At 42.7% G+C, this 24,086-nt stretch carries 23 protein-coding genes and 1 other annotated feature; of the genes, 11 read left to right on the top strand and 12 right to left on the bottom strand.

The genetic code is table 11. The features are described from left to right. The first annotated feature begins 6 nt into the window (after nucleotides 1-6). The 4 genes from htpX to asmA all read left to right on the top strand — a co-directional run bounded on the left by htpX (nucleotide 7) and on the right by asmA (nucleotide 4,400). Nucleotides 7-963 carry a zinc metalloprotease HtpX gene (gene htpX, locus GKR71_RS01375; RefSeq protein ID WP_036949682.1) on the top strand — a complete coding sequence of 319 codons (957 nt, stop codon included), beginning with the start codon at nucleotides 7-9 and terminating at the stop codon, nucleotides 961-963. A 170-nt stretch (nucleotides 964-1,133) separates the two neighbouring features. Continuing rightward, on the top strand, nucleotides 1,134-1,778 hold the full coding sequence (gene udk, locus GKR71_RS01370; protein ID WP_036949681.1) for a uridine kinase: 645 nt from the start codon (nucleotides 1,134-1,136) through the stop codon (nucleotides 1,776-1,778). 65 nt (nucleotides 1,779-1,843) lie between these two features. Further along, a complete protein-coding gene (gene dcd, locus GKR71_RS01365) occupies nucleotides 1,844-2,425 on the top strand; it encodes a dCTP deaminase (RefSeq protein WP_036949679.1) in 582 nt (193 codons plus the stop codon). 112 nt (nucleotides 2,426-2,537) lie between these two features. Continuing rightward, on the top strand, nucleotides 2,538-4,400 hold the full coding sequence (gene asmA, locus GKR71_RS01360) for an outer membrane assembly protein AsmA (protein ID WP_154633849.1): 1,863 nt from the start codon (nucleotides 2,538-2,540) through the stop codon (nucleotides 4,398-4,400). A 67-nt stretch (nucleotides 4,401-4,467) separates the two neighbouring features. Here asmA and GKR71_RS01355 read toward each other — a convergent pair whose 3' ends face one another. Then, nucleotides 4,468-5,145 (bottom strand): hypothetical protein, encoded by a 678-nt coding sequence (locus GKR71_RS01355; protein ID WP_154609424.1) that lies wholly within the window; start codon nucleotides 5,143-5,145, stop codon nucleotides 4,468-4,470. 214 nt (nucleotides 5,146-5,359) lie between these two features. Further along, nucleotides 5,360-6,943: a TerC family protein gene (locus GKR71_RS01350; protein WP_036949673.1), complete on the bottom strand. Its 1,584-nt coding sequence runs from the start codon at nucleotides 6,941-6,943 to the stop codon at nucleotides 5,360-5,362. 242 nt (nucleotides 6,944-7,185) lie between these two features. Here GKR71_RS01350 and gndA point away from each other — a divergent pair, with 242 nt between their 5' ends. The 5 genes from gndA (at nucleotide 7,186) to GKR71_RS01325 (ending at nucleotide 12,808) form a co-directional block, all read left to right on the top strand. Beyond that, nucleotides 7,186-8,592, top strand: a complete 1,407-nt coding sequence (gndA, locus tag GKR71_RS01345) for an NADP-dependent phosphogluconate dehydrogenase (RefSeq protein ID WP_108478980.1) — start codon at nucleotides 7,186-7,188, stop codon at nucleotides 8,590-8,592. Between the two features lie 256 nt (nucleotides 8,593-8,848). Continuing rightward, nucleotides 8,849-10,141: a DKNYY domain-containing protein gene (locus tag GKR71_RS01340; RefSeq protein ID WP_230084995.1), complete on the top strand. Its 1,293-nt coding sequence runs from the start codon at nucleotides 8,849-8,851 to the stop codon at nucleotides 10,139-10,141. Between the two features lie 87 nt (nucleotides 10,142-10,228). Continuing rightward, a complete protein-coding gene (locus GKR71_RS01335; protein ID WP_036951940.1) occupies nucleotides 10,229-11,422 on the top strand; it encodes a multidrug effflux MFS transporter in 1,194 nt (397 codons plus the stop codon). Between the two features lie 128 nt (nucleotides 11,423-11,550). After that, nucleotides 11,551-12,186 carry a CatB-related O-acetyltransferase gene (locus GKR71_RS01330; protein ID WP_154599915.1) on the top strand — a complete coding sequence of 212 codons (636 nt, stop codon included), beginning with the start codon at nucleotides 11,551-11,553 and terminating at the stop codon, nucleotides 12,184-12,186. A 199-nt stretch (nucleotides 12,187-12,385) separates the two neighbouring features. Further along, entirely contained in the window at nucleotides 12,386-12,808 is a 423-nt protein-coding gene (locus GKR71_RS01325) for an FxLYD domain-containing protein (RefSeq protein ID WP_036951934.1), read from the top strand. Nucleotides 12,809-12,863: 55 nt separating this feature from the next. Here GKR71_RS01325 and GKR71_RS01320 read toward each other — a convergent pair whose 3' ends face one another. From GKR71_RS01320 to hisG, 9 genes are all read right to left on the bottom strand, one after another. Continuing rightward, entirely contained in the window at nucleotides 12,864-13,292 is a 429-nt protein-coding gene (locus tag GKR71_RS01320; protein WP_230084997.1) for a YbaK/prolyl-tRNA synthetase associated domain-containing protein, read from the bottom strand. A gap of 188 nt (nucleotides 13,293-13,480) precedes the next feature. Then, a complete protein-coding gene (gene hisIE, locus GKR71_RS01315) occupies nucleotides 13,481-14,092 on the bottom strand; it encodes a bifunctional phosphoribosyl-AMP cyclohydrolase/phosphoribosyl-ATP diphosphatase HisIE (RefSeq protein WP_154633847.1) in 612 nt (203 codons plus the stop codon). After that, complete coding sequence (gene hisF, locus GKR71_RS01310) at nucleotides 14,086-14,862, bottom strand: imidazole glycerol phosphate synthase subunit HisF (RefSeq protein WP_154633846.1); 777 nt, start codon at nucleotides 14,860-14,862, stop codon at nucleotides 14,086-14,088. The genes hisIE and hisF overlap by 7 nt, the downstream gene beginning before the upstream one ends. Continuing rightward, nucleotides 14,844-15,581 carry a 1-(5-phosphoribosyl)-5-[(5-phosphoribosylamino)methylideneamino]imidazole-4-carboxamide isomerase gene (gene hisA / locus GKR71_RS01305; RefSeq protein ID WP_036951923.1) on the bottom strand — a complete coding sequence of 246 codons (738 nt, stop codon included), beginning with the start codon at nucleotides 15,579-15,581 and terminating at the stop codon, nucleotides 14,844-14,846. Before hisA ends, hisF begins: the two co-directional genes overlap by 19 nt. A 5-nt stretch (nucleotides 15,582-15,586) precedes the next feature. Further along, nucleotides 15,587-16,180, bottom strand: a complete 594-nt coding sequence (gene hisH, locus GKR71_RS01300) for an imidazole glycerol phosphate synthase subunit HisH (RefSeq protein WP_154633845.1) — start codon at nucleotides 16,178-16,180, stop codon at nucleotides 15,587-15,589. Then, nucleotides 16,180-17,247 (bottom strand): bifunctional histidinol-phosphatase/imidazoleglycerol-phosphate dehydratase HisB, encoded by a 1,068-nt coding sequence (gene hisB / locus GKR71_RS01295; protein WP_036951917.1) that lies wholly within the window; start codon nucleotides 17,245-17,247, stop codon nucleotides 16,180-16,182. Before hisB ends, hisH begins: the two co-directional genes overlap by 1 nt. 13 nt (nucleotides 17,248-17,260) lie before the next feature. Beyond that, complete coding sequence (gene hisC / locus GKR71_RS01290) at nucleotides 17,261-18,331, bottom strand: histidinol-phosphate transaminase (RefSeq protein WP_036951914.1); 1,071 nt, start codon at nucleotides 18,329-18,331, stop codon at nucleotides 17,261-17,263. Nucleotides 18,332-18,334: 3 nt separating this feature from the next. Continuing rightward, nucleotides 18,335-19,651, bottom strand: a complete 1,317-nt coding sequence (gene hisD, locus GKR71_RS01285; RefSeq protein WP_036951911.1) for a histidinol dehydrogenase — start codon at nucleotides 19,649-19,651, stop codon at nucleotides 18,335-18,337. A gap of 6 nt (nucleotides 19,652-19,657) precedes the next feature. Beyond that, a complete protein-coding gene (hisG, locus tag GKR71_RS01280; protein WP_036952018.1) occupies nucleotides 19,658-20,557 on the bottom strand; it encodes an ATP phosphoribosyltransferase in 900 nt (299 codons plus the stop codon). Between the two features lie 40 nt (nucleotides 20,558-20,597). Further along, nucleotides 20,598-20,725: a sequence feature (His leader region), on the bottom strand. A 252-nt stretch (nucleotides 20,726-20,977) separates the two neighbouring features. Between hisG and GKR71_RS01275 the strand changes: the two genes are divergently transcribed. After that, a complete protein-coding gene (locus tag GKR71_RS01275) occupies nucleotides 20,978-21,802 on the top strand; it encodes an SDR family oxidoreductase (RefSeq protein ID WP_036951908.1) in 825 nt (274 codons plus the stop codon). Nucleotides 21,803-21,843: 41 nt separating this feature from the next. Here the strand turns inward: GKR71_RS01275 and GKR71_RS01270 are convergent, their stop codons facing one another. Beyond that, complete coding sequence (locus tag GKR71_RS01270; RefSeq protein WP_036951905.1) at nucleotides 21,844-22,467, bottom strand: glutathione S-transferase family protein; 624 nt, start codon at nucleotides 22,465-22,467, stop codon at nucleotides 21,844-21,846. 283 nt (nucleotides 22,468-22,750) lie between these two features. On the opposite strand from GKR71_RS01270, the gene GKR71_RS01265 reads away from it, so the two are divergent. After that, nucleotides 22,751-23,956: a serine hydrolase gene (locus GKR71_RS01265; protein WP_154599918.1), complete on the top strand. Its 1,206-nt coding sequence runs from the start codon at nucleotides 22,751-22,753 to the stop codon at nucleotides 23,954-23,956. Nucleotides 23,957-24,086 lie beyond the last annotated feature (130 nt).

The raw sequence follows: 24,086 nt of genomic DNA, 5'->3' as shown, positions 1-24,086 counted from the left end.
TTTATTATGGATTTTAGAAACGTTATACGTAAAAACAATATCCGTACTCGGTTAGTTGTACTGAGTTATATTGTGCTGATGTTAGTGATTGGTTTGCTGGCGGATACTGCAACCCATCCAGATGAGAGAATGGATTTTACCTCGAACCTGATAGCATTTGCGACATTACAACAACTGCCTGTGGCAACTTTTATTATTCTTGGGCTGACATTTTTAGGTCTACTTTATATTCATTTCTTCGGGCATAAATTGATGCTTGCCGGAATAAATGCGAAGGAAATCACCCAAGAAGGCGCTTCAACTCCTGAAGAAAGACAGCTATTTAATATTTTAGAAGAATTGAGCTTAAGTGCGACATTACGTTATGTACCGCGTCTGTATATTTTGGATACTGACGAACCAAATGCATTTGCGGCTGGCTGGAATTCTCGTAATGCTTTAGTTGGCGTCACGCGTGGTTTATTACAAACGCTAAATCGCCAAGAAGTTCAGGCGGTAATGGCCCATGAAGTGGGGCATATTATCCATGGTGATTCTAAATTAACGTTGTATGTGGGTATTTTAGCGAATGTTATTTTGACGGTAACGAACGTTTTTGCTCAAGTGTTTATTCGCTCAGCAGGGCGTAGCCGTAATAATTCAGCGAATAAAGCACAAACTATTTTATTATTGATGAATATCGTGTTGCCAATTATTACCAAAGTACTTTATTTTTATTTATCGCGTACCCGTGAGTATATGGCGGATGCGGCAGCGGTGGATCTAACCTCTGATAATCAAGCGATGATAAGTGCTTTGAAGAAAATTTCAGGGGATCATCAAAAGCATGATTATGATGATGAAAGCACAGGACAGGCATACAGACAGGCGGCATATATCTTTAATAAGGGGGATTCTGTGTTTTCAACCCATCCTTCTATAGAGAACCGAATTGCGGCCTTAGAAGGGCGTAAAGAATTTTAAGCTTAGCGCGAAGCTTACGCTTTGAAGAATAAAAATTGGGTGCGTTTTTTTATCAGTCTTTGACGAGATAGACTGGTACAGCGCACCATTACACCCTATAATTCCCGCCAACCATAACACTATGATGTTATGCACTTCATTTCTAAAATTTTTAACCAGGTTACCATTTTATGACTGACATATCGCATCACTGTACCATTGTAGGTATATCGGGCGCTTCTGCATCTGGCAAAAGCCTAATTGCAAGCACCTTATATCGGGAATTAAGAGAAAAGGTTGGTGATCATAATATCGGTGTTATTCCAGAAGACTGTTACTATAAAGATCAGACAGATATTCCTATGGAAGAACGACTAAAAGTGAATTATGACCATCCAAATTCAATGGATCACAGTTTGCTTTATGAACACCTCAAAGCACTGAAAAGTGGTCAAGCCGTCGAAATTCCTCAGTATGACTATGTCGCTCATACTCGCAAACAGCAAACCGTCAGTTTTAAACCAAAAAAGGTCATTATTATTGAAGGTATCCTATTATTAACAGACAAGCGTTTACGTGAAGAGATGGATTTCTCTATTTTTGTGGATACGCCGCTGGATATCTGCTTAATGCGCCGTATTAAACGTGATGTTAATGAAAGAGGAAGAACATTAGACTCCGTGATTGAACAGTATAATAAAACGGTTCGCCCAATGTTCTTACAATTTATTGAACCATCGAAACAATATGCCGATATTATCGTACCTCGTGGCGGTAAAAACCGTGTGGCGATTGATATTTTGAAAGCGAAAATTGGTGAATTTTGTCAGGACTGATAGCGTCAAATATCACCAGCGATAAGCTGCCATAAATATATAAATAATGAAGGGGGAAAGTGATCATGCGTCTTTGTGACCGCGATATAATTCAGTGGATGGATGAAGGTCGACTTGTTATTAGCCCGCGTCCACCGATTGAACGGATCAACGGAGCGACCGCGGATGTTCGTCTTGGAAACCAATTTCGTGTTTTTCGTGGACATACTGCGGCATTTATTGATCTCAGTGGACCAAAAGATGAAGTCAATGCGGCGCTAGACCGTGTGATGAGCGATGAAATTGTTCTTAAAGATGACGAACCTTTCTTCCTTCACCCTGGTGAATTGGCACTGGCAGTTACGCTAGAATCCGTCACGCTACCCGATAATTTAGTCGGTTGGTTAGATGGACGTTCTTCACTAGCAAGACTTGGACTAATGGTTCACGTCACAGCCCACCGGATTGATCCAGGCTGGCGCGGCCAAATTGTGTTAGAGTTTTATAACTCAGGTAAGTTACCTTTAGCATTACGTCCAGGCATGGTAATTGGTGCACTAAGCTTTGAACCGCTATCAGGCAGTGCAGATAGACCTTATAACAGCCGACAAGATGCAAAATATAAAAACCAACAAGGTGCCGTTGGTAGCCGTATTAGCCAAGACTAATACAGCAAGATAGCGAGCGACCTCTTCTATGGAGTTTGAAGAGGTCAGCAATCGCTAGCGTCAAGGAGTGACTGGCGAAAGGTGTGACAAATAAAGTAAAAGAGAGGGATGCATGAAACGGTTTTTAACGACGCTGATTATTTTACTTGTAGTGGTAGTGGCGGGGCTAACAGCTTTAGTGATGTTAGTGAACCCGAATGATTTTAGAGGCTACCTCGTTCAACAAGTTGAGAAAAAAAGTGGTTACCAACTTGATTTCAAAGGTGATATGCGTTGGCATGTATGGCCAACACTGAGCATCATTACTGGTCCAGTCTCAGTCACAGCACCTAACGCCAGCCAGCCTATTTTAAGTGCTGAAAATATGCGTTTAGGTGTGGATTTATGGCCACTAATTTCCCATCGACTGTCTGTTGAGCAAATTGTCATTGATGGGGCGGTAATTCGCAAAACACCTGAGAGTGAACCGATTACGACGGTTAACACTCCTGTTGCCCCTGGCGGTAGCCAAGCACCTTCCGATACAACAGATAAAAGCAAATGGTTACTCGATATCAGTAAAATTGATATCACCAACAGCTTAGTTATCTGGCAAACATCAAAAGATGAATACAACCTACGCAATATTAATCTGTCACTGAAAAAAAGTGATGATAAACAAGTTGCGATGAAATTCAGCGGTAATTTAAATAAGAACCAACAAGAATTTAATTTTGATATTAAATCAGATATCGATTTATCTAAATTATCTCAGCAGGTAAGTGGAAAAATCACGCAGTTTGATTATCAACTTAGTGGTGTTGATTTACCAGAAAATGGTATTAGCGGAAAATTCACCTCAGATTTTCTGTATACAAAAGCCAATTCAGGGGCGATTAGTCTTGAGAATCTTGCCATTCAGGCAAATGACAGCCAATTAGTAGGGACAATCAATGTCAATTTAACCGATATTCCTGATGTAACGGTGAATCTATCCTCGCCTACTTTGAATCTCGATACGTTAATTGGGCAGGCACCAGCTGCGGGTAAATCGAATACAGCCAATGCAGCTTCTGAAAATACCGTCAGTAATAATGAGCGTGTTGGCGTGAAGCCCGTTATTTCGGGTTCCAACATGCAGAAGTATGATTTAACGGGATTGAAAGGATTTACTGCTCAATTTGATGTCTCGATGGACACATTGATTTATCGCGGCATGTCGATGACCGGGGTAAAAATTAAGGGCGATAACCAAACACCACGTTTAACGATTTCTCAGTTAGAGGGTAATGCGTTTGGTGGACAATTTTCACTACCTGTGACCATTAACTACAACGCTATCCCTGCTCAGGTTTCAGCAAAACCTGTATTTAATAATATTAATCTTACTCCGGTATTAAAGGCATTTAGTATGCCTGAAAAACTGAGCGGAATTATTTCATTAAATGCTTCGTTATCAGGTACTGGCTACGATGATTATGCGGTTAAAAATCAGTGGCAAGGACCGGTTAATTTTGAACTGCGCAGTGCTAAATTGGCGGATTTAAACATTCCGCAATTGATCCAACAATCGGTGTCCCGTTTCACTAATAAAATCAATATGCCAACAGATACCAACAGCTTCACAGAAGTGGATTTATTCACTGTGTCGGGATATCTCAATAAAGGCAATATGAATATTTCCTCCCTTAAAGCAACGTCTTCACTGCTGAATATTACAGGGCAAGGGCGCGTGAATATTCCAAAAGAAACCATCGATGTTAATTTAGGCGTAAATATTCTTGGCGGATGGGCAGGGGACTCTCGTTTGGTTCAGCAGTTGCGTAGTATGAATATTCCACTACGTATTTACGGCGGTTGGAATAACTTACAGTACCAATTAGATGTGGAAAAATTACTGCGTAATGAGCTACGAACTCAAGCGAAAGAAGCTATTGGTAGCTTCTTGAAAAAAGAAGAAAATAAAGGGCTAAATGATTTATTAAACGCGCTTTAACATATTATAAGACCGTCTTTTGTTATAAAACGAAGACGGTTTTTATTTAGTTATTATACAGTCTTAGTTATCCATAACCGTTTTCTGCGTAGTCCTGTTTTCTTCTCTCCTTTGCAGCATTTTTTTCAGAGAGATCATAATAACCTCTTTGCTGCTCTGTTTTTTTATCCTGTTGTTCTTCCACTAACAGCTCTTTAGAACTAGGTTTAGAATCTTGGAGTTTCGCCATTTCATTTTTTAGGTAATTAATTGAACCATTTTTTGATTTAAATGCTTTATCTAATGATTCCAGATCTATTTTTTTAGATTTATGGTGTTTATAACTTGAACTATCCAGCTTATTCTTAAGTTCTGTTATTTTTTCACCTAACTTATTTATTTGACTATTCACATCACTGAAAATAGTAGAGTCACTTGTAATTACATGTTGTGTAGAAATAGTTTCTCCAACAATGAAAATCGCTCTTATTGATGAAATGAGAGAGTTCACTTCATTATGAAGCTGTTTTATATCTTTCAGATGAACGGTTTTTTGATCCGTGGTGATTATTCTCACATGTTTAGCTTTTTTAGGGGAAGATGCATCACTGATAGAGTTCGCCGTTTTCAAAATAGGTTTAGGCATAGAAGTAGAATCATTATTTACACTTTTAGCTGAGCGTGAAAATTCAGTTGTCTTGCCTTGCTGATCAGTCACACTCATACGGCGAAGTTGGACTGGTTGGGTATTATTAATTGTAGTCATAGGTAGAGTCTCATTAAAGATTGATTATTAAACGATTTGAATTATTCAATACGCAAATAATTAATTCTTTAAAAAAACGCTACTACTTTTTAGTAATGGTTATACGGCAGTCATTTCCTCGACAAAAAAATACCGGCTCAATATTAAGATAAAAGCCGGTATTTAGATTGTATTAATCGTGACTTGTCTTAATCACACATTGCATTAACTAAGATTAGTCATCCACATAATCGTAGCCATCACCTACTGGTGCTGGTGGTGTAATCAAAACTTTATTCACGCGATGGCTATTCACCTCAAGGGGCTGGAAAATACAGCCATTGATTTCGACTTGCTCGCCCACTTCTGGAACGCGTTGTAAATGCTCCATTAAAAGACCCGCGATGGTTTCATACTCGCGCTTATCATCCAGCTCCATTGGGATATACATAATTAAATCTTCCAGTGGCATAAAGCCATTGGCAATCCATGTACCATCGTCCAATTTTTGAATGTCATGGCGGGAGTCATTTTCTTCATCGCCAACGGGTAAATTACCTGCGATAGTTTCCATCACGTCGGTTAATGTCACGATACCTTCGACTGAGCCGAACTCATCGACCACAAATGCAAAGTGGGTATGTGCTTTACGGAACTGTTCTAACGCTTTTAACAGTGATAAACCTTCAGGGAAAATAAGCGGCTGAGTAACCAGCGCACGTAAATTCAGTTGTTCACCACTAAGTTGCTGTTTGACTAAATCCAGCACATAAACCACGCCAATCGGGTCATCGCCGATACTTTCATCGACAACAACAAAACGTGAGTGTGGATTTTTTTCCATCAGTTCAATCAGTTCTGCAGACGATTTGTTAATATCCAAATAATCGACGTCGTGGCGGGACGTCATAATACTTTCGACGTTACGTTGCGCCATACCCAATACACGAGCAATCATTAAGCGCTCTTGTGGGTCAAACACAGATTGATTATCGGAGATTAAATCAGAGGTTCTTGCGTCTAATTCACCACGTTCAGTTTTACCACTTAAAATACGTAAGACAGCTTCTGCGGTACGTTCACGCAGAGGACGGCTACCTTTTAAGAATTTACGGCGGTTAAACTGCGCAAACTGGTTGAGCATCTCTATCATGATAGAGAAACCAATCGCTGCATACAGATAACCTTTTGGAATGGCGTAACCAAAACCTTCAGCCACAAGGCTGAAACCAATCATCAGTAAGAAGCTTAAGCACAAAATGACGATGGTTGGGTGCGCATTAACGAAGCTGGTCAGTGGTTTACTTGCCCAGATCATTAACATCATGGCGATAGTCACCGCTGCAACCATAACGCCGATATGGTCAACCATACCGACCGCAGTGATCACGGAGTCCAATGAGAACACCGCATCCAATACGATAATTTGCGCGACAACCGCCCAGAAATTGGAGGTTTTACGTTGGTTATTGGTATGTTCGTCCTTTCCTTCTAACCGCTCGTTTAGCTCCATGGTGGCTTTAAACAAGAGGAATATCCCCCCGATAAGCATTATCAGGTCTCTGGCACTAAATGGATGCTCAAATAGAGTTAGAATAGGTTGGGTCAGCGTGATCAACCATGAAAGGCTGAATAACAGAATGATACGCATTACCAGGGCACACGTTAACCCTGTGATACGAGCTCTATCACGCAGTTTAGCTGGGAGTTTATCGGCCAGAATGGCGATAAAAACGAGGTTATCAATACCAAGAACGATTTCAAGAACGATTAGGGTAGCTAAACCCGCCCAAATCGAAGGATCTGCGATCCATTCCATACAGTTTGTTTTACCTTCTGATATGACGGCTTATACCGACTGGTGAATAATGAGGTTTGTTGACTTAAATATCAATAAAAATTCATTCAAGTAGCGTGATATTTGGCAAAAAATGATTCGATTAGTTTATCGATTGCATCAATAACTACCATGGAGCGGCATCCTGAGTTAACATGTGATCCCGTTAACAGAATGTCAGCACAATCGAGGCTGACTTGGTCCTAATCAGACAGGAGTTTTTCATGTCAAAGCAGCAGATTGGTGTTGTCGGAATGGCGGTCATGGGTCGCAACTTAGCCCTGAACATCGAAAGTCGCGGTTATTCAGTCTCTATTTTTAACCGTTCAAAAGATAAAACTGATGAAGTCATTGCCGAAAATCCAGGGAAAAAATTAGTTCCCAACTACACGATTGAAGAGTTTGTCGACTCTCTGGAAAAACCACGCCGCATCCTGTTGATGGTTAAAGCGGGTGAAGCAACAGACAAAACTATTGCTGCATTAACGCCACATTTAGACAAAGGCGACATTTTAATCGATGGTGGTAACACGCTGTACAAAGACACTATCCGTCGTAATCGCGAATTGTCAGAACAAGGATTCAACTTCATCGGTACAGGTGTTTCCGGTGGTGAAGAAGGCGCACTGAAAGGCCCTTCAATCATGCCTGGTGGACAAAAAGAAGCGTACGAATTAGTTGCCCCAATCTTAAAAGAGATTGCAGCGAAAGCGGAAGGCGAACCGTGTGTGACTTACATTGGTCCAGACGGAGCCGGTCATTATGTGAAAATGGTTCACAACGGTATTGAATACGGTGACATGCAATTAATCGCTGAAGCTTACTCTTTATTAAAAGGTTCTCTGAACCTGAGCAATGAAGAGCTGGCGGAAACGTTCTCCGAGTGGAACCAAGGCGAACTGAGCAGCTACTTAATTGAAATTACAGCGGATATCTTCAAGAAAAAAGATGAAGAAGGTAAATATCTGGTTGATGTAATTTTAGATGAAGCGGCTAACAAAGGTACAGGTAAATGGACTAGCCAAAGCGCTTTAGATCTTGGCATCCCACTGACGTTGATCACTGAATCTGTCTTTGCGCGTTATATCTCTTTCCTGAAAGACCAACGTGTTGCCGCATCTAAAGTTTTAACTGGCCCAGTACTGAAAACGGTTGAAGGCGATAAAAAAGTCTTTATCGAGAAAGTACGCCGTGCACTTTACTTAGGTAAAATCGTTTCTTACGCTCAAGGCTTCCAGCAATTGAAAGCAGCGTCAGATGAGTACAACTGGGATCTGAACTACGGCGAAATCGCGAAAATCTTCCGTGCTGGCTGTATCATCCGTGCGCAGTTCCTGCAAAAAATCACTGATGCATACAATGACAATGCACAGATCGCAAACCTACTGTTAGCACCTTACTTCAAGCAAATCGCAGATGAGTACCAACAAGCTCTGCGTGATGTTGTCTGCTACGGTGTTCAAAACGGTATCCCAACACCAACATTCTCAGCGGCTATCTCTTACTACGATAGCTACCGATCAGCGGTGCTGCCTGCGAACTTAATTCAAGCGCAGCGTGACTACTTTGGTGCTCATACTTATAAACGTACTGATAAAGAAGGCGTTTTCCACACTGAGTGGATGGAATAAGAATAAACCGCAAGGTTATCTTCCGTAAGTGAAAAAAGGTGCTCAATCGAGCGCCTTTTTTATTTTTAACTTTTTATACACTTTCAGACTTCGAGTATTTCTTTCCTCACGCTTTTCCCGTTGAATATCCAGACAAAAATAGATTAAAAAAACAAAATAGGTATTTCACAGCATGAAATCCAAAACGATAAGTTTAATGGTAGTTGGTGTCACTCTTCTCGTCTCGATAGCGCTTATATCAGGAATGATATTATCAATGAATGACGAGCCATATCATGAAGTTGACAGTAAGGGCGAAAAAGTCGGTTACAGTATTTACGTTATTTATAATGATAAAGTTTATGCGAGTGTGCCGAGCAATGGCTTTTATCTGATGAAGGATGCCGATCCTGCAAGTTTTAAATTATTACCGGAAGGTACTTATTATGAACGTCAGTTTGCGATCGATAAAAACCATGCTTATTGTGGAAATTTGCTAATCCCTGCATTTAATCCGAACAGTGCAAAATCGCTGGGAAATAACTATTTTACCGATGGAAATCAGACCGTATATTGTTCAATGGGCTCAGTAAGGAATTATGAGCTTTCAACAATGGATGAATTATTTCAGTCTTGGTTATATGGTTGGGATTTAGGGGATAAACCACAAACCTATATTTACCCGATGAAACCACTTCCTGCATCATCGACACCATATCAATCATTATTGTTACGTTATTTGGCAACAGATGGACAGCGCGTTTTTTATCAAGGGGAATATATGCCAGATGCTGACCCTGCGACCCTACAAGATATTGGCTCCCTTCAGGATGATGGTTCCGTGAGAGATAGCCTTCATTTTTATCGTGATAATCTGAACGTCTATTATGACCAATATAGATTGCCAATAAAGAGTCATTCAGGTTTATACAGTTTGATACTGGATGGGTTATTTCAAGAGGGTTATTTGATTGATCCACAATCTGGCAATGTGGCAATGAATGACATTTTATTCCCTGAGGAACATGCGCCTTACCTACTAATAAGTCGTAATAGCCAGCATGTGAATCAAGCGTTATTTCTCTCTAAAGATGGCGTATTTTTCTACCATAGAGAAAAAGAAATTATTGTTCGAGCAGGGGCGAATCCATTTATTGATGGCGAATTAAAGGAAATAGCTCCCTTAGTATTCACTCATAATAACCAAACTTATTATCTACAGGATTCTGAGATTTGGGGAACGAATAAAAATCCGGGGTTAATTTCACGGAGTACAAAAATTTATCGTTTCAATGAGACGAATAGCGCACCTTGGGAAAAGGTGGGGGATTTAGATCATCACAGATTTGGTCAGGTATGGAAAAAAGGGAATGAATATTATTATTTTGATAATTTAGGCTCCACTCAACTAATTCGATATACCATTTATCGGATTGACAACCAGCGTACTGTGAATCGTTTGTTGAATGAATCGTTATTACCAAAAGATATTCGCATTTTGATTGATAATGATGATTTGCAACCGATAAGAGGCACTGAAGTGGTTCATGCAATTACCAAGTATCGATAAGATTCGATATCTATGCAGAAATTCTGATATTATCGATAGCCATTTTCAAAATCGCTATCGATAACTCACCTGTTCAGAATCGGTCATATGCATAAATTTCTCGCTTTATTATTACTTTTAGTCCTATTAGGGCCTCTTGGGATAGACCTGTATTTACCGACTATTCCGGCTATCGCTAAAGATTTAGGGAGTAGCGAGTCCATAATCCAATCCACAATTGGGTTATTTATTTTAGTCTTAGGGATAGGGCAGCTAATTTCAGGACCTCTAGTCGATAGATTTGGTCGAAAGCCTATCGCTATCATTGGCTTAGCGATTTATTTGGCTGGATCCATTGTTGCGGCATTCTCAACGACGGCAGGGCTATTTATTGCTTCCCGATTGTTGCAAGGGGTGGCTGTGTGCTGCACCTCCGTGGTGGCATTTAGCTGTGTCCGCGACCGTATGAATGGGACTGAAGCCGCACGAGCATTTGGTTTTTTAAACGGAACACTTAATATTGTGCCAGCCTTGGCACCTTTATTAGGGGGATTACTGGCGGAGGCGTGGGGCTGGCGAGCGCCATTTTGGTTCTTAGCGATTTACGCTGTGGCAATTTTCTTGCTGATTCTATTTTTCCTACCAGAAACACGCCCATCCAGTTTACAACAGGTTAAAAAGCTTCAATTTAAGAGCTATTTTCGAATTTTAACCAGCGAGCATTTTTTGATTTTCGCGTTAGTCAATGCTGGCGCAATGGGCATGGCACTGACGTATGTCTCTTTAGCTCCTAGCGTATTAATGGGGGATGCTAAGCTATCGCCTCTCGAATTTTCCATTGTCTTTGGTGTCAATGGCTTCTGGATCATGCTGGCGAGTTATATCGCGAATTACTGCATTCGAAAAATGGGGCGTCCAGCGTGTTTATCTATTGGTAGTGTCATGATGGCACTCGGCTGCATCGGTTTATTATTCGGTTTGATGGTGCTTTCACCTGAAACACAAACCCATTGGTCAGTGTATATGCTGCCAGTAGCCTGCGCCTGTACTGGGCTTGCCTTTATGATGGGTACCGCGACCAGCTATGCATTGGAACCTTTTGGTAACGAAGCGGGAGCGGCTTCTGCATTAGTCGGGTTTGTGCAAATGGCGGGTGGCGCTGTATTAGGGTTATGTGCAATTGCGTTACCAATTGCGCCAAAATTGTCCCTTGCGTTGGTAATGCTAGCGGGATGTGTTTTCGGATTAGTTGCAAGAAAAACCAGTATAAAACGCGCTGCTGTAATAGAAAAAATAGAGTAACCGATATGATGAATAATCCACTGTTAAAGCAGCCGAGGATCGGTTAGTGGTGATGTAGTGTGAACGCAATTACATCACCATAGAATGCGTTCTATGGTAATTAAATACTGATTTGAAGGTTATTTACCATGAAAAATAAACATTGGTCGAAAACGCAGTTATTACATGAAGTTGTTCAAAACCCCAATATCCATATTAAAGGACGTCACAGTTATTATAGTGATTGCTGGGATGATGGTTTTGAACAGTCTGTCGTGCGTTATTTACAAGGCGATGAACAGAGCCGAGATTGGCAATTAGCTTGGGATGTAGACCAACTCTATATTGGTGATTATGTGTGTATTGGGGCTGAAGCCGTTATTTTGATGGGGGGAAATCATACCCATCGATTAGATTGGTTCTGTTTGTATCCTTTTCTTGAGCATATTGAAGAAGCCTATGTTGGTAAAGGCGATACCATTATTAGTGATGGCGTTTGGATTGGGATGCGGGCATTTGTCATGCCGGGCGTTCATATAGGCGAAGGTGCGGTGATTGCGGCGAACAGCGTTGTGGTTAAAGATGTAGCGCCTTACACTATTGTAGGCGGTAACCCTGCAAAGCCCATTAATACACGCTTTTCCCCTGATGTAATCGAGCAATTATTAGTGCTGAAGATTTATGAGTGGCATGAAGATAAATTCGAAGCATTGAAAGCGTTTATTTGCAGCTCAGATTTTCTGGCATTAAAAGAGGCTAGTGAGCAGTATGACCAAACTCATTAATCGGACATAGTACTTAAAATCTCTTTTTTCAACTTGAAGGGTTATCGCGAGATAGCCCTTTTTAGGATTAATTACCCATCATTTTGTGACTATTTCGGTTTTTTTATTATCATAATACGAGTACGTTAATTAAGCAGTTAGGTGTTAGGTTTGCTCATGCAGTATCAAACTCATGCAGTTTTAATTTGAGTCAACGCCTATGAAAAAATTAACTTGTCGTATTTTTCATTTACTGGCTTCTTATCGTTGTATTTTGTTGGTTTCCATTATTAGTAGCTATTTTTCTTCTTTTCTTTATGCATCCTCGGAAAAAGCGGTCGCATATCCCGCACCGATTAATATCAGTCAGATTGAAATTAAATATAATGATCAACTGGATTATCCTGAGATAATTGGCAACATTACGAATGTTTCAAATGTTGTTTTATATCAGACCTATATTCGATTTGAACTACTGAAAGATGGCGTGTTTATTGGGGAAACAAACTATAGAGTGACTAGCTCAATTAAACCAAAACAAACGGTAAATTTCATTGCTACCATTCCAGATTATGATGTTGTACCCAATGAGCAGATTATTGTTGAAACTATCGCTGCCTATTATTTGGATAAACCGCGTTGAGTGTCATTTAGGAGCCAGCTGATGATGGTGGCTCCTTATCAATCAGAGTGATGGGTTATTCATCATTTGTGCGAATAAACTCGATTAAAGTGGGTGAAGCGATACGCTGGTAATCTTGGGTATTAAGAATAATTGAGCGCTCTAGGCTTCCCGCATTAAACGCGAGTTCATCAAAGCGGGTAAACAGGTAGGGGTCAGCGATAAGCTTCAGTGATGGATGAAAGCTAAATGGCGGGATAGCGCCGAAGACACAGTGAGTGAGTTCATCGACCTCTTTTGGGCTAGCTAATGAGGCACGAGTACCGCCAATGGCTTTGGTAATTTTACCTAAATCTGCTTGTTGATCAGCAGGTAAGATGGCTAAAACATGCTGGCGAATACCATTTCCTTTCACATGACAGACTAACCCTTTAGCGCCTTGACCTAGCTGTGTTCCGCGGATTTTTGCCACTTCTTCAGATTTTCCCGCCGTTGGGTGTTCCATCACGCGATACTTAGCATTTTTGCTATTCAGTAATTGGGTTAATTGTGTAAAAACGCCATTGTCAGACACAACGAGCTCCTTCTAAAATCCACATTAAATGAGGGGAATGATAACAAGTTCAGAGAGAGAAACAATGACGTGAGAAGAAAGTAAGGGCAGCTATCATAAAATAGTTACCCTTAAGCAAGTTACTGATGGCGCTCTTTCAAACGTTTGATAATGGCAGTTAAATCAAGGTCTTGATCTTGCAGTAAAACCATTAAGTGATACATCAAATCGGCGGCTTCGTTGGTTAGCTCTTCGCGGTCATTAACCGTGGCAGCGAGTGCAGTTTCAACGCCTTCTTCACCCACTTTTTGTGCAATACGCTTGGTGCCGCTAGCATACAGGCGGGCAGTATATGAACTTTCTGGGGAGGCATTTTTGCGCTCTTTCAGTAAGGTTTCTAATTCATATAAAAAGCCCCATTCGCTTTGAGCCGGTGCAAAGCAGCTGGTGGTGCCGTTATGGCAGGTGGGACCATCAGGCAGAGCCATGGCAAGTAGCGTATCGTTATCGCAGTCAGCAACAATATCTACCAAATTCAGGAAGTTGTTGGAGGTTTCCCCTTTGGTCCACAAACGTTGTTTGGTGCGAGAGAAAAAGGTGACTTTACGACACTCTAAGGTGACTTGTAGCGCTTCTTGGTTCATATAACCTAACATCAGAATATCGCCAGAAATAGCGTGCTGAACGATGACGGGCATCAGGTTATCGACTTTTTGCCATGCAAGCTGATTACATTGTTCTGTGGTTAACATACTCTAATTTGAACTCCATTTTCTGCTAAGTACTGCTTTAAGTCACCGATGTTAATAATCTGCTTGTGGAACACCGAAGCGGCTAAAGCGCCATCGACACCTGCGTCAGTAAAGGCGTCTAGGAAGTGGATTTTTTCCCCTGCGCCGCCGGAGGCGATCAGTGGAACTTGGCACACTTCACGAACTTTTTTCAGTTGTACCAGATCGTAACCTTGACGTACACCGTCTTGGTTCATCATATTGAGAACAATTTCTCCAGCGCCACGCTCCTGAACCTCTTTCACCCAATCAAGGGTTTTCCAGCGGGTTTGGGTTGTGCGTTTTTCATCGCCAGTGAATTGATAAACTAAGTATTCATTGGTCTGCGCATCAAACCAGGTGTCGATACCGACCACAATACACTGAACGCCAAAGCGATCAGCCAGGCGGCTAATCAGTGTAGGGTCGGACAGCGCAGGGGAGTTGATAGAAATTTTATCCGCACCAAAAGAGAGGATTTGCGCGGCGTCTTCGACACTTTTGATCCCACCCGCAACGCAGAATGGAATATCAATCACTTCGGCCACTTTGGCGACCCAGCTTTTATCGACAACACGCCCGTCAGATGAGGCTGTGATATCATAGAAAACTAACTCGTCAGCACCTTCTTGGGCATAGCGTTGAGCCAGTGGAACGATATCACCGATGATTTCATGGTTGCGAAATTGCACCCCTTTAACCACTTGTCCGTCACGGACATCCAAACAAGGAATTATGCGTTTTGCCAGCATTGGATTGCCTCCGTTACGGTAAATTTACCTTCTAATAATGCGCGACCCACAATCACGCCTGCTGCGCCAGAAGCTGGTAGTGCGGCGATATCGTTTAAATTACCAATTCCGCCAGAGGCTTGCACCTCGATATCAGGGAATTTTTGGCTGATTTCGCGGTATAAATCCACATTGGAACCCGCCAGCGTGCCATCTTTTGAAATATCGGTGCATAGCACATGTTTTAAGCCATAAGGGCGATACATTTCAATAGCTTGTTCAAGGGATAAGTTTGAGTTTTCTTGCCAACCACTAATGGCAATCTCTTTGATGCCTTGGGCATTAATACGAACATCCAGCGCCAGTACGATAGCGTCGCCACCATAACGTTGGAACCACGTTTTGACTAACTCTGGTTGGGTCACTGCCGTCGAGCCAATCACCACGCGAGTCGCACCAGCATCTAACAGCGCTTTGACATCTTCTTCAGTACGAATTCCGCCCCCAACTTGCACCGGAACGGTCACGCCTGCCAATAGTTTTTTCAGCAGAGGAATTTGGCGTTTCTGTGGATCTTTAGCGCCCGTTAAATCCACTAAGTGCAGCAGTTTTGCCCCTTGCTTTTCATAATCTTGTAAGCGAGGGAGTGGATCTGTGCCATAGTCCGTTTGTTTGGCGTAATCCCCTTGATGTAAACGCACTACGGTGCCATCAATTAAGTCTAATGCTGGAATAATCATGGTTTTTACATCTCCAAGAAGTTTTGGATCAAGCGAGCACCCGCAGCACCCGAACGTTCTGGGTGGAACTGCACGCCATAGAAATTATCTTTATTCACGGCACTACTAAACAGGTTGCCATATTGTGTTTGCGCGATGGTGTTGGCGGAAATAGGCATTGAATAGCTGTGTACGAAATAAAAATAGGCATCGTCGCTTATCCCCTTAAACAGGGGATTGCCCGCGAGTGCTTTCACTTGATTCCAGCCACTGTGAGGGACAGGTAAGCCGTTTGCATCCATTTTGCGAACGGAGCTGTCGATCAATCCTAACAGTGGAATTTCTGTTTGACCTTCTTCACTGATACTGCCGAGTAATTGCATTCCAAGGCAGATACCCAAAACGGGTTGGGTTAGTGCTTTAATTAACGGAATGAGTTCACGCTCAGCCAGTTTTTCCATGGCTGCGCTGGCGGTGCCAACACCCGGTAGAAAGACTCTGTCTGCTTGTAAAATAGTGTTTGTGTCGCGGCTCACAATTGGGTCATAACCTAGGCGCTTAACGGCATAGGCGACGGACGCTAAGTTTGCACAGCCGGTATCGAGGATCACAACCTTCATTACAGAACTCCTTTCGAACTTGGCAAGGAATCCCCTTCAACGCGAATCGCTTGGCGTAAGGTACGACCAAAAACTTTAAACAGGCTTTCCGCTTTGTGGTGATCGTTTTTCCCTTTCGTTTTCAGGTGTAGCGTGCAGCCCATCGCATAGGATAACGAACTGAAGAAGTGCTCAATCATCTCGGTACTCAGGTCGCCAACTCGCTGATATTTAAATTCTGCTTTGTATTCAAGGTGCGGACGCCCAGAAATATCCAGTGCACAGCGTGCTTGGCATTCGTCCATCGGTAATACGAAACCAAAACGGGCAATGCCACGTTTGTCTCCGAGTGCGACGCGTAGTGCTTCGCCTAACGCCAAGCCGGTATCTTCGACGGTGTGGTGGTCGTCAATAAAGAGATCCCCATTAACTTCAATGCGCAAGCGGAAGCCGCCGTGGGTGGCGATTTGGTCCAACATGTGGTCAAAGAAGCCAACGCCAGTGTTGATTTTGCTACCGCCTTCTTGGTCAAGCCACACTTCCACTTGGATGTTGGTCTCTTTGGTTACGCGCTCGACTAAGGCGTAGCGGTTACGCTTAGTGAGTTGGTTGGTGATGGTATTCCAATTCAGCTCTTTTGCACTGTAACGTAGCCCTTTAATCCCCATATTTTGGGCAAGCTGAATATCTGTCTCGCGGTCGCCAATGACATAGCTGTTTTCGATATCGAGAACACCGTCATTGAGGTAGCTTTCTACCAGCTTAGTTTTTGGTTTACGACAGCTGCAATTGTCTGCAGGCATGTGTGGGCAAATCAGCACATCATCAAAACGGATACCTTGAGATTCAAACACCTGCATCATTAAATTGTGTGGTGGATTGAAATCTTCCGTGGGGAAGCTCTTGGTGCCTAAACCGTCTTGGTTGGTGATCATTACTAAGCGATAATTGGCTTTTTGCAGTGCTAATAGGCTTGGAATGACATCATTTTCAAAGGCGAGCTTACTGAGGCTATCCACTTGATAATCTGTCGGTGGTTCGGTAATTAATGTTCCATCACGGTCGATAAAAAGAATTTTCTGGCTCATGACTATTTCCTAATTAGCAAAGTGCTTTAATTGCTTCAATAACGCGGACGTTTTCAATTTCGGTACCAATGGTGATACGCAGGCAGTTGACCAACCCCGGTTGCTTGCTTTGGTCGCGTAAAATAATGCCTTGATCCCACAGGGCTTTAAACACTTTAGCGCCATCGGTAAAACGCACCAGAATATAGTTGGTTTCACTTGGGTAGACGGTTTCAACGACAGACAATTCACGCAATGCCTCTGAAAGCGCAATGCGATTCTCGCGAATTTCTAACACGCGCTTTTTCATGGTGGCGATGCCATCAGCATTCAGGGCTTTTTCTGCTATCAGCGCCACAGGGGTAGAGAGCGGATAGGGGGCGATGACTTTCAGTAAAACTTCAATTACTTCAGGGGATGCTAAGGTAAATCCACAGCGTAAGCCCGCCAGTGCAAAAGCCTTTGATAAGGTTCTTAAAATTACTAAATTTGGGTATTTGGCAAGCCAGCTAGCGACGCTGAACTCAGGGCAAAACTCAATATAAGCTTCATCGACGACCACCAGCGCACGGTCAGCCGCCATTTCTAATACTTCCAGCAGCGCTTTATTATCGATGATATTGCCCGTCGGGTTATTTGGGCTACAGATGTAAATCAGCTTGGTATTCGATAAGTTTTCGCGGATAGCGGCGACATTCAGTGACCAATCTGGCAACGCCAGAATTTTTTTCTGTTCTACACCAAAGGTTTCCGCGCTGACGCTGTACATACCGTATGTTGGTGGGCAGAACATCACCGCATCTTTACCGGGTTCGCAAAATGCACGGATCAATAGTTCGATAGATTCATCCGCGCCACGGCACACTAATACTTGCTCAGGAGATAACCCTGCATAGGCGGCATAATTGTTAATCACACCAGCAGGTTGTGCCTCTGGGTAACGGTTAAGATTGCGTTCAATAAACTGATAATCTGGCGCCGTTGGGTATTCGTTGGCGTTGAGCCATACATCTCCATTTCCCCCAAGACGACGGGCGGACATATACGGGGTCATTACTTTTACATTTTCGCGTGCAAGGCTGGCTGCGTTAAACGTCTGGCTCATAGTTCACTCCTGATTTTGTTTTTTTAGTTCGGTGACTCGTAAGGTAACGGCGTTTTTGTGGGCAGTCAGCTGTTCCGCTTGTGCCAAAGTTTCTATGGTGTTGGCTAATCCTAGTAACCCTTGAGCCGACAGTTTTTGGACTGTCATTCGCTTCATAAAATCGGCTAAACCAAGGCTTGAATAGGTTGATGTGTAACCATAAGTTGGTAATACGTGGTTGGTGCCGGAAGCGTAATCCCCAGCGGATTCAGGGGACCAATCTCCCACAAATACCGATCCTGCACTGGTGATAGACTCAACCAAATCATCGGCATTGCGAGTTTGCAAAATCAAGTGTTCAGGTCCGTAGCGGTTACTGATTTCAACACATTGGTTGATAGAGTCCGCGATGATCACTCGGCTTGCGCTGAGCGCTTCACGCGCAATAGATGCACGAGATAACGCCGTCAGTTGTTTTTCAGTCTCTTCAATAACGCGCTGTGCAAAATCCGCGTCGTCGGTGAGCAAAATGACTTGAGAATCTGGCCCGTGTTCTGCTTGGGAGAGTAAATCCGATGCCGTAAATGCAGGGTTAGCTTGGCTATCGGCAATCACTAGTACTTCGGATGGCCCCGCTGGCATATCAATAGCCGCACCTTGGTAGCTTTGGCTAACTTGTCGTTTGGCTTCCGTTACATAGGCATTGCCCGGTCCAAAAATTTTATCAACGCTCGGAATACTTTGGGTACCAAATGCCATTGCAGCAATAGCTTGGGCGCCACCAACTTGGAAAATGTCAGTAATGCCACATAGTTTGGCTGCATATAAAATTTCGTCTGCAATCGGTGGAGGTGAGCAGAGAATAATGTTGCGGCATCCGGCGATATTTGCAGGCGTTCCCAGCATCATGACAGTGGAGAGCAACGGTGCGGAGCCGCCTGGAATATACAGCCCAACAGAATCAATCGGGCGGGTCACTTGTTGGCAAATCACACCTGCTTGAGTTTCAACAGTGATCGGCGCAGGTTTTTGGGCTTCATGGAAGCGGCGAATATTGCCAATCGCCGTGTTCATTGCCGCTTTAATGTCATCGCCAAGGCGAGCTTGGGCTTCATCAACGGCTTCTTGTGAAACACGAACAGAGGTAATGTCTGTTTTATCAAAACGTTGGCTCAGGGCGATGAGGGCTGCATCTCCCTCTGTACGCACTTGGTCAATAATTTGACTGACCGCGGCGCTAATGTTGCCAGAGGCGGCAATAGCAGGGCGCATCAGTAAAGCTTCTTGCTGCTCTTCAAGGCAGTCTGACCAGCGAATTGGTTGATTGAATCCCAGTTCCATGGCGAATTACTCCATCATTTTTTCAATTGGTAAAACAAGAATTGAACTTGCGCCCAAGGATTTCAGTTTTTCCATGGTTTCCCAGAATAGGGTTTCTGAGCTGACCATGTGCATTGCAACACGGCTTTGATCCCCTGCTAATGGCAAAATAGTTGGTCGCTCAGCACCCGGTAACAGTGCGATGATCTCTTCGAGTTTTTCACCCGGAGCATGCAACATAATGTATTTTGATTCGCGTGCTTGGATAACACCTTGAATACGCGTCATCATGCGGTCAATTAACTGTTGCTTATCGGCAGACATTTCACCGTCACGCTGGATTAAGCACGCTTTTGAGCGGTAGATGACTTCCACTTCTTTTAAGCCGTTTGCTTCAAGGGTTGCGCCTGTAGAAACGAGGTCACAAATGGCATCGGCTAAACCAGCGCGTGGTGCGACTTCGACTGAACCGTTCAGTAAGCAAGATTTGAATGTCACGCCTTTTTCATCAAAATAGCGTTTCAGTAGGTACGGGTAAGATGTCGCAACACGAGATCCATTCAAGCATTCTGCCCCGGTATAATTGAAGTCTAATGGCGCGGCTAAAGAGAGGCGGCAGCCACCAAAATCAAGGCGACGTAGAGTGGTAAATTGCGGATTTTCACCGCGAGCTTGGCGGCTTAATACTTCTTCTTCCAGTACGTTTTCGCCAATGATACCGAGGTCAACCACACCGTCCATTACCAGTCCCGGGATATCGTCATCACGTACACGAAGTAAATCAATAGGCATATTTTCTGCATAAGCAATCAGTCGCTGCTGTTGTAAATTGATTTTAATGCCGCAGCGAGCCAGTAGCTCCCTTGACTCTTCGCTTAGACGTCCTGATTTCTGTATTGCGATACGTAAACGTGATTTGTCCAACATAATTTTGCTCCACATCCCAAAAATATCTTTTTGATTAATAATAAAAAAACCCTCGGAAGATAATCTTCCGAGGGTTTTCTCAATTCGCATTTCAGCCACCGGAAGAGTCGTTGATCGTCTTCCAGCACACATCGCCCGAAAGACTAATCAGGATGATGGTGATGATGATGGTTGCGTGAAATACGAGTCATAATAGCTTCCGTTTAGTTATTTGGATAATTGCTTAAACATTCAATACTAATCAAGCTATCCGATTTTACACTATGAATGCAACCCTTTTTTTCAAAATAACTCATAATAATTAGTTCCCGGTTTTTTATAGTGATTAATCCCTTGGAAAATAGCTTCGGAAGTTGAATGATTTTCAGCTAATCTATGAGGCATTGATGCAATCACTTTCTCAGGATGCGGGACAGTCTTATGAAAAAAATCACCATTATTGGTTTAGGTTGGTTAGGGGTTCCTTTAGCGAGTCGCTTGATGGCGCAGGGAATGACGGTCGCAGGAACGAAAACGAGTTTGGATGGTGTTGAAGCTGCCAAAAGGGTTGGTATTGACTGTTATCAACTGCAATTGACGCCAGAATTACAATGCGATACCGAAGATTTATGTGAATTAATGGAGGAGGCGGAGGTGATGGTAATTTTATTACCGCCATCAAAAGTCAGCCTTTCTGAGTATATTGTGGCGATTGAGCAATTAGTTGATAGCGCGATTAGCTATCAAATTCCTCGGGTTATCTTTACATCATCGACTTCTGTCTATGGTGATGTGGATGGAGTCATTAATGAAGATGCGCCGTTACTTGGTGAAACCGCCTCAGCACAAGCGTTAATTGCGGTTGAGCAATGGCTGCATGATTTACCCAATATTCAGGTGGACGTACTACGATTAGCTGGTCTTGTGGGTGAAAAGCGCCATGCAGGTCGCTTCTTAGCAGGGAAACAACAAGTCAAAGGGGCTAATCAGCCTGTAAATATGGTGCATCAAGATGATGTGATCGCCGCAATTTTGTTGTTGATCCAGCAATCCAATGGTGGACATACCTATAATTTATGTGCGCCTGAGCACCCGACGCGTCGGGAGTTTTACACTGAAGCAGCAAAGTCATTAGGCTTAACTCCGCCAGAATTTGCGCTTGAAGAGCATGAAGCGACAGGGAAAACAATCGATGGAAATCGAATTTGCCAAGAAATGGGGTTTGAGTATGAGTTTACTCACCCACTTTATATGCCGATGAGTTAAATAAAATCCGTGGCGCTCAATACGAACGCCACGCTAAATGCTTATTTGATAGGTAACATCACAATTTCTTGGAACGCAGGACGCTTGGTCAGTGTTTGATACCAGCGCTCTAAATGAGGAAATTCAGGGCGTTCTGTCACAATTTCATGCCATGGGTAGAACAGTGGCGCTATGGCAATATCTGCAATACCAAATTTATCTCCGCTAAAATAGGCTTGAGTCGCCAGAGCATCATCCGCAATTTTCAGCAGTTTTTCGATATTTTGATAAATGACTTTGGCTTGAGCCGGGTCTCTATCGGCTTCAGGAACGCGAACGATTTTGTTCATCATCTGCTTGATATGGTCAAACAAATTAGCGCTGCTCCAATCCATCCATTTATCAGCAGCCGCTTTTTCTTGCAGATCACGGGCTAACAATAGGTGAGAGTGATCATACTTTTCCGTAAGGTAACGTAAAATTGCATTGGATTCCCACAGGGTAAAGCCTTCATCCTGTAAAGTTGGAATTGTGCTGTTTGGATTCATTTTCTTATATTCAGGTGTATCAACACCACCGAATGGGCCACCAACATCTTTTTGATTATAAGGAATATTCAGCTCTTTCAAGCACCACAGTACTTTTTTCACGTTTGAAGAGTTAGTACGTCCCCAGACAGTTAACATTGGAATCTCCCATGACTATGTTTTAACTTAAAGACGGTATTTTTGACCTAAACAAGATAGATGAAATTAATGAATTGAGAAACTTTATTATTTATTAATTGCGGTGGTCATCATCACTTATTTTGTTTAGGGTATAGGGGGACTTTAATTAGCGTAATATTTTGCAGTATCTCGATGAATTTGACTGCATTTTTGGTTTCTAGTGAATATTTTATTAAACATGGTTTGATTGTGATGAACGCTTTGAATGGTAATAGCAACACTAATAGTAAAGGAGTAACCAATGAATAAAACAACATTGTCCTCAGCAATTAGAGGAACAGGTATCGGGTTCAGTCTATTCGTTGTGATGAGCACAAGTAGTTATGCAGCTCAGACACCAGTTGCTCCACAGGTTGACGCAAAAGCGTTTGTATTAATGGATTATAACAGCGGTAAAATTTTGGCATCGGGTAACCCTGATGAGCGTTTGGATCCTGCAAGTCTAACCAAGATCATGACTAGCTATGTGGTCGGGCAAGCGGTCAAAGCAGGGAAAATTACACCGCAAGATATGGTGACAGTGAGTGAAGCCGCATGGGCGACAGGAAACCCTATTTTAAAAGGTTCTTCCTTGATGTTTTTGAAACCGAAAGACCGTGTTTCGGTATTGGATTTAAATAAAGGCGTGGTAATTCAATCTGGGAATGATGCCAGTATTGCCTTGGCTGAGCACGTTGCGGGGAGCCAAGAATCTTTTGTTGACCTGATGAATGGCTACGTCCAAAAAATTGGCTTAACCAATACCCATTTTAAAACCGTACATGGTTTAGATTCTGAAGGGCAATACAGTACCGCTCGGGATATGGCTGTGTTAGCGCAAGCGCTGATCCGCGATGTACCTGATGAATATGTATTGCATAAAGAGAAAGAGTTTACGTTCAATAATATCCGTCAACCTAACCGTAACCGTTTATTGTGGAGCCAAAATCTCCATGTTGATGGCGTGAAAACAGGACATACCAGCGGGGCGGGTCATAACCTAGTCGCATCAGCAACCGATGGTCCTATGCGTTTGATTTCAGTTGTTTTAGGTGCTCCAAGTGACCGCGTTCGTTTTTCTGAAAGTGAAAAGTTACTCACTTGGGGCTTCCGTTTCTTCGAAACAGTGACGCCGATTAAAGGGGATGCTGTTTTACAGAAACAACGTGTTTGGTTTGGTGACATTTCGGAAGTGCCTTTAGGGGTCGAAAAAGATGTGGCAGTGACTATTCCAAAAGGTCAGTTACAAAACCTAAAAGTGGATATCAAACTGGATAATGACTCCCTTGAAGCACCTTTAGCATTAAACCAAAAAGTGGGCACGATTAACTTTATTCTTAATGGTGAAGTGATTGAGCAGCACCCACTGGTTGCAAAACAAGCCGTAGAGGAAGCGGGGTTTGTCGGTCGTATTTGGGATTACATCATGAAAACCATTACTGGCTGGTGGAATGCTATTTTTGGATGATTAAAACCTAATTATCAAATTAATATATGGAGACCTCTTTATGAGGTCTCTTTTTTTTTGTAATGAATAACATTAAATAAATTTACAGATAAACTTCAATTGAAATATTTTCTATTCAATTTAATAATCA

The sequence above is a fragment of the Providencia sp. wls1922 genome (genome assembly GCF_009706505.1).
Lineage (GTDB): Bacteria > Pseudomonadota > Gammaproteobacteria > Enterobacterales > Enterobacteriaceae > Providencia > Providencia lanzhouensis.
This window is presented reverse-complemented; position numbering and strand designations above follow the sequence as displayed.